General features: G+C 46.6%; 2 tRNA genes and 3 rRNA genes. All 5 read left to right on the top strand.

The annotated features are described in order from the left end of the window. Positions 1-221 precede the first annotated feature (221 nt). The 5 genes from FW780_RS22205 to rrf all read left to right on the top strand — a co-directional run bounded on the left by FW780_RS22205 (position 222) and on the right by rrf (position 5368). Positions 222-1738, top strand: a 16S ribosomal RNA gene (locus FW780_RS22205). Between the two features lie 191 nt (positions 1739-1929). Continuing rightward, positions 1930-2003: transfer RNA gene (locus tag FW780_RS22200), tRNA-Ile, on the top strand. A 103-nt stretch (positions 2004-2106) separates the two neighbouring features. Further along, a tRNA-Ala gene (locus FW780_RS22195) sits at positions 2107-2180 on the top strand. Positions 2181-2333: 153 nt separating this feature from the next. Continuing rightward, positions 2334-5091 (top strand): 23S ribosomal RNA (locus FW780_RS22190). 169 nt (positions 5092-5260) lie between these two features. After that, positions 5261-5368: ribosomal RNA gene (gene rrf, locus FW780_RS22185) — 5S ribosomal RNA — on the top strand. Together the 16S, 23S and 5S rRNA genes with 2 tRNA genes alongside form the textbook arrangement of a ribosomal RNA operon. Positions 5369-5428: the final 60 nt, after the last annotated feature.

Genomic DNA, 5428 nt, shown 5'->3' with positions numbered 1-5428 from the left:
GAAGGGGTTAAGGTTACTTAAAAAACTTTAAAATTTTCTTCAAAAACATTTGGTCATTAAGAAATAAAGTTTTACTTTTGCACTCGCAAATACGGAGCGACACTGACAGAAAGATTGCTTCGTTGAAAAGCGAAAGATAAAAAGATCATTGACATACAATATAACAACCAAGTAAGGAAAAACTAAAGCGTTAAAAAACTTTGAGTGAGTCAGACAAACATACAATGGAGAGTTTGATCCTGGCTCAGGATGAACGCTAGCGGGAGGCCTAACACATGCAAGCCGAGCGGTAGAGATCTTTCGGGATCTTGAGAGCGGCGTACGGGTGCGGAACACGTGTGCAACCTGCCTTTATCTGGGGGATAGCCTTTCGAAAGGGAGATTAATACCCCATAATATATTTATCGGCATCGATAGATATTGAAAACTCCGGTGGATAGAGATGGGCACGCGCAAGATTAGATAGTTGGTGAGGTAACGGCTCACCAAGTCTACGATCTTTAGGGGGCCTGAGAGGGTGATCCCCCACACTGGTACTGAGACACGGACCAGACTCCTACGGGAGGCAGCAGTGAGGAATATTGGACAATGGGTGAGAGCCTGATCCAGCCATCCCGCGTGAAGGACGACGGCCCTATGGGTTGTAAACTTCTTTTGTATAGGGATAAACCTACTCTCGTGAGAGTAGCTGAAGGTACTATACGAATAAGCACCGGCTAACTCCGTGCCAGCAGCCGCGGTAATACGGAGGGTGCAAGCGTTATCCGGATTTATTGGGTTTAAAGGGTCCGTAGGCGGATCTGTAAGTCAGTGGTGAAATCTCACAGCTTAACTGTGAAACTGCCATTGATACTGCAGGTCTTGAGTGTTATTGAAGTAGCTGGAATAAGTAGTGTAGCGGTGAAATGCATAGATATTACTTAGAACACCAATTGCGAAGGCAGGTTACTAAGCAACAACTGACGCTGATGGACGAAAGCGTGGGGAGCGAACAGGATTAGATACCCTGGTAGTCCACGCCGTAAACGATGCTAACTCGTTTTTGGGGCTTCGGCTTCAGAGACTAAGCGAAAGTGATAAGTTAGCCACCTGGGGAGTACGTTCGCAAGAATGAAACTCAAAGGAATTGACGGGGGCCCGCACAAGCGGTGGATTATGTGGTTTAATTCGATGATACGCGAGGAACCTTACCAAGGCTTAAATGGGAAATGACAGGTTTAGAAATAGACTTTTCTTCGGACATTTTTCAAGGTGCTGCATGGTTGTCGTCAGCTCGTGCCGTGAGGTGTTAGGTTAAGTCCTGCAACGAGCGCAACCCCTGTCACTAGTTGCCATCATTAAGTTGGGGACTCTAGTGAGACTGCCTACGCAAGTAGAGAGGAAGGTGGGGATGACGTCAAATCATCACGGCCCTTACGCCTTGGGCCACACACGTAATACAATGGCCGGTACAGAGGGCAGCTACACAGCGATGTGATGCAAATCTCGAAAGCCGGTCTCAGTTCGGATTGGAGTCTGCAACTCGACTCTATGAAGCTGGAATCGCTAGTAATCGCGCATCAGCCATGGCGCGGTGAATACGTTCCCGGGCCTTGTACACACCGCCCGTCAAGCCATGGAAGTCTGGGGTACCTGAAGTCGGTGACCGTAACAGGAGCTGCCTAGGGTAAAACAGGTAACTAGGGCTAAGTCGTAACAAGGTAGCCGTACCGGAAGGTGCGGCTGGAACATCTCATTTTAGAGCGTCATTAGACGATAAACAAAATTAGTATCGTAAGATACGGAACTTACTTAAAGTTCAAGCTTTAGTTTTTATTTGGTTGATATATAACAATACAAAACCCACTAGAAATTAGTATAGGGAAAGAGATTGAGGGATGAAGAAGAGGAAAAGTATTACTTATTACTCATTATTAATTACTCATTTAAAGTCTCGTAGCTCAGCTGGTTAGAGCGCTACACTGATAATGTAGAGGTCGGCAGTTCGAGCCTGCCCGAGACTACTAATTAAAGGGATTAAGATATTGAGAAATTAAGTTATTAAGAAATTAGCATGTTCTAATCTCTAAATTGCTAAATCTCTAAATTTTTTAATCTTAACTAGAGGGGGAATTAGCTCAGCTGGCTAGAGCGCCTGCCTTGCACGCAGGAGGTCAAGGGTTCGACTCCCTTATTCTCCACAGTTTTGGAAGACTGATTTAAAAGTTACGAATGGAGCCAAAAACAACATTTGTTCATCAGTTGGAAAGAAAGAAATTAAGATCATTGACATTAACGGTAAAGACATCACAAAGAGAAAACCGAGCGCATAAAGCGCTTGAGTAACCAATAGGAAAGAAATCGTTAAGGGCGTATGGCGGATGCCTAGGCTTTCAGAGGCGAAGAAGGACGTGGTAAGCTGCGAAAAGCTGCGGGGATTGGCACACACGAATTGATCCGCAGATGTCCGAATGGGGCAACCCAATACATTGAAGATGTATTACCTCGTAAGAGGAGCAAACCCGGAGAACTGAAACATCTAAGTACCCGGAGGAAAAGAAATCGAAGAGATTCCGTAAGTAGTGGCGAGCGAAAGCGGATTAGCCCAAAAGCTTTTATATGTTTAATAGAATGTTCTGGAAAGAACAGCCGTAGAGGGTGATAGCCCCGTATATGAAAGGCATATTTAAGTGATAAATGAGTAGGGCGGGACACGTGAAATCCTGTCTGAATATGGGGGGACCATCCTCCAAGGCTAAATACTCCTGAAAGACCGATAGTGAACAAGTACTGTGAAGGAAAGGTGAAAAGCACTTCGAATAGAAGGGTGAAATAGAACCTGAAACCGTACGCCTACAAGCGGTCGGAGCAGCATTAAGCTGTGACGGCGTGCCTTTTGCATAATGAGCCTACGAGTTAATTTTACTAGCGAGGTTAAGGTATTAAGTACCGGAGCCGGAGCGAAAGCGAGTCTGAATAGGGCGCATAGTTAGTAGGATTAGACGCGAAACCTTGTGATCTACCCATGGGCAGGTTGAAGCTCTGGTAACACAGAGTGGAGGACCGAACCGGTTGACGTTGAAAAGTCTTCGGATGACCTGTGGGTAGGGGTGAAAGGCCAATCAAACTGGGAGATAGCTCGTACTCTCCGAAATGCATTTAGGTGCAGCGTCGTATATAAGTTTATTAGAGGTAGAGCTACTGATTGGATGCGGGGGTTTCATCGCCTACCAATTCCTGACAAACTCCGAATGCTAATAAATGTTCTACGGCAGTGAGGGCATGGGTGCTAAGGTCCATGTCCGAGAGGGAAAGAACCCAGACCAACAGCTAAGGTCCCAAAATATATGTTAAGTTGAAGCAACGCGGTTGGACTGCATTGACAGCTAGGATGTTGGCTTGGAAGCAGCCATTCATTTAAAGAGTGCGTAACAGCTCACTAGTCGAGCGGTCCGGCATGGATAATAATCGGGCATAAACATATTACCGAAGCTATGGATTTATATTTTAGATATATCTGGTAGGAGAGCATTCTATTTGCGCCGAAGCAGTACTGTGAGGTATTGTGGAGCGGATAGAAAAGAAAATGTAGGCATAAGTAACGATAAAGCAGGCGAGAAACCTGCTCACCGAAAGACCAAGGCTTCCTCAGCCATGCTAATCAGCTGAGGGTTAGTCGGGACCTAACGCGAACCCGAAAGGGGTAGTGGATGGACAATGGGTTAATATTCCCATACTTGCTCACACTAAAAAGGGGACGGTTGGATGTAGCTGCTAAAGACTGACGGAATAGTCAAGGCCTAGCCTTCGGGCGAAGCTGCTGTAGTGTAATCTGATCCAAGAAAAGCCGAAGTGAAGCAACCCGTACCAAAACCGACACAGGTGGTCGAGGAGAGAATCCTAAGGTGCTCGAGTGAGTCGTGGCTAAGGAACTAGGCAAAATAGTCTCGTAACTTCGGAAGAAGAGACGCCATCAGCAATGGTGGCCGCAGTGAAGAGGCCCAGGCGACTGTTTATCAAAAACACAGGACTCTGCTAAATCGAAAGATGCTGTATAGGGTCTGACACCTGCCCGGTGCTGGAAGGTTAAGGAAGGTGCTTAGGGTTAAACCGAAGGCATTAACTGAAGCCCCAGTAAACGGCGGCCGTAACTATAACGGTCCTAAGGTAGCGAAATTCCTTGTCGGGTAAGTTCCGACCTGCACGAATGGTGTAACGATCTGGGCACTGTCTCAGCCACGAGCTCGGTGAAATTGTAGTATCGGTGAAGATGCCGATTACCCGCAATGGGACGAAAAGACCCTGTGAACCTTTACTATAACTTCGTATTGACTTTGAGTAAGTAATGTGTAGGATAGGTGGGAGGCTTTGAAGCTTGCACGCTAGTGTAGGTGGAGCCAACGTTGAAATACCACCCTTTACTTACTTGGAGCCTAACTTCTTTCAGAAGGACATTGCGTGGTGGGTAGTTTGACTGGGGTGGTCGCCTCCAAAAGAGTAACGGAGGCTTTCAAAGGTACCCTCAGCACGCTTGGTAACCGTGCGTAGAGTGTAATGGCATAAGGGTGCTTGACTGTGAGACCTACAAGTCGATCAGGTGCGAAAGCAGGACATAGTGATCCGGTGGTTCCGTATGGAAGGGCCATCGCTCATAGGATAAAAGGTACTCCGGGGATAACAGGCTAGTCTCCCCCAAGAGCTCACATCGACGGGGAGGTTCGGCACCTCGATGTCGGCTCGTCACATCCTGGGGCTGGAGAAGGTCCCAAGGGTTGGGCTGTTCGCCCATTAAAGTGGCACGCGAGCTGGGTTCAGAACGTCGTGAGACAGTTCGGTCTCTATCTATTGCGGGCGTTAGATGTTTGAGAGGGCTTGATTCTAGTACGAGAGGACCGAATTGAACAAACCTCTGGTGTATCAGTTGTACCGCCAGGTGCACCGCTGAGTAGCTACGTTTGGAAGAGATAAGCACTGAAAGCATATAAGTGCGAAACTCGCCTCAAGATGAGACATCTTTTAAGGGTCGTTGGAGATGACGACGTTGATAGGCTACAGGTGTAAAGACAGTAATGTCATAGCCGAGTAGTACTAATTACCCGTAGATTTATAGTCTATGGTTACAGATATAAACCAAGTGCTTTATGCGCAGTGAAGGTTTTGTCTTTGTGAAAGTTTTTATCGCTTAAAACAGGTATCAGATGATAGATATAAGGTATCAGGTAGCAGTAACCGCTACTACCTCGCACCTACAATCTGCAAGCTGAACCTTATATACCTTCTTTAGGGTGGTTTTAGCGGTGGGGCTCACCTGTTCCCATTCCGAACACAGAAGTTAAGCCCACCAGCGCCGATGGTACTGCGAAAGCGGGAGAGTAGGCCGCCGCCAGTTTTTATTTTATTTTTAAAAAATCCTTTATCTTATGATAAAGGATTTTTTTTGTTGTATACC

The organism is Chryseobacterium sediminis (genome assembly GCF_008386505.1).
Classification (GTDB): domain Bacteria; phylum Bacteroidota; class Bacteroidia; order Flavobacteriales; family Weeksellaceae; genus Chryseobacterium; species Chryseobacterium sediminis.
The sequence above is the reverse complement of the archived record's forward strand: the minus strand, read 5'-3'. Positions and strand labels throughout refer to the sequence as shown.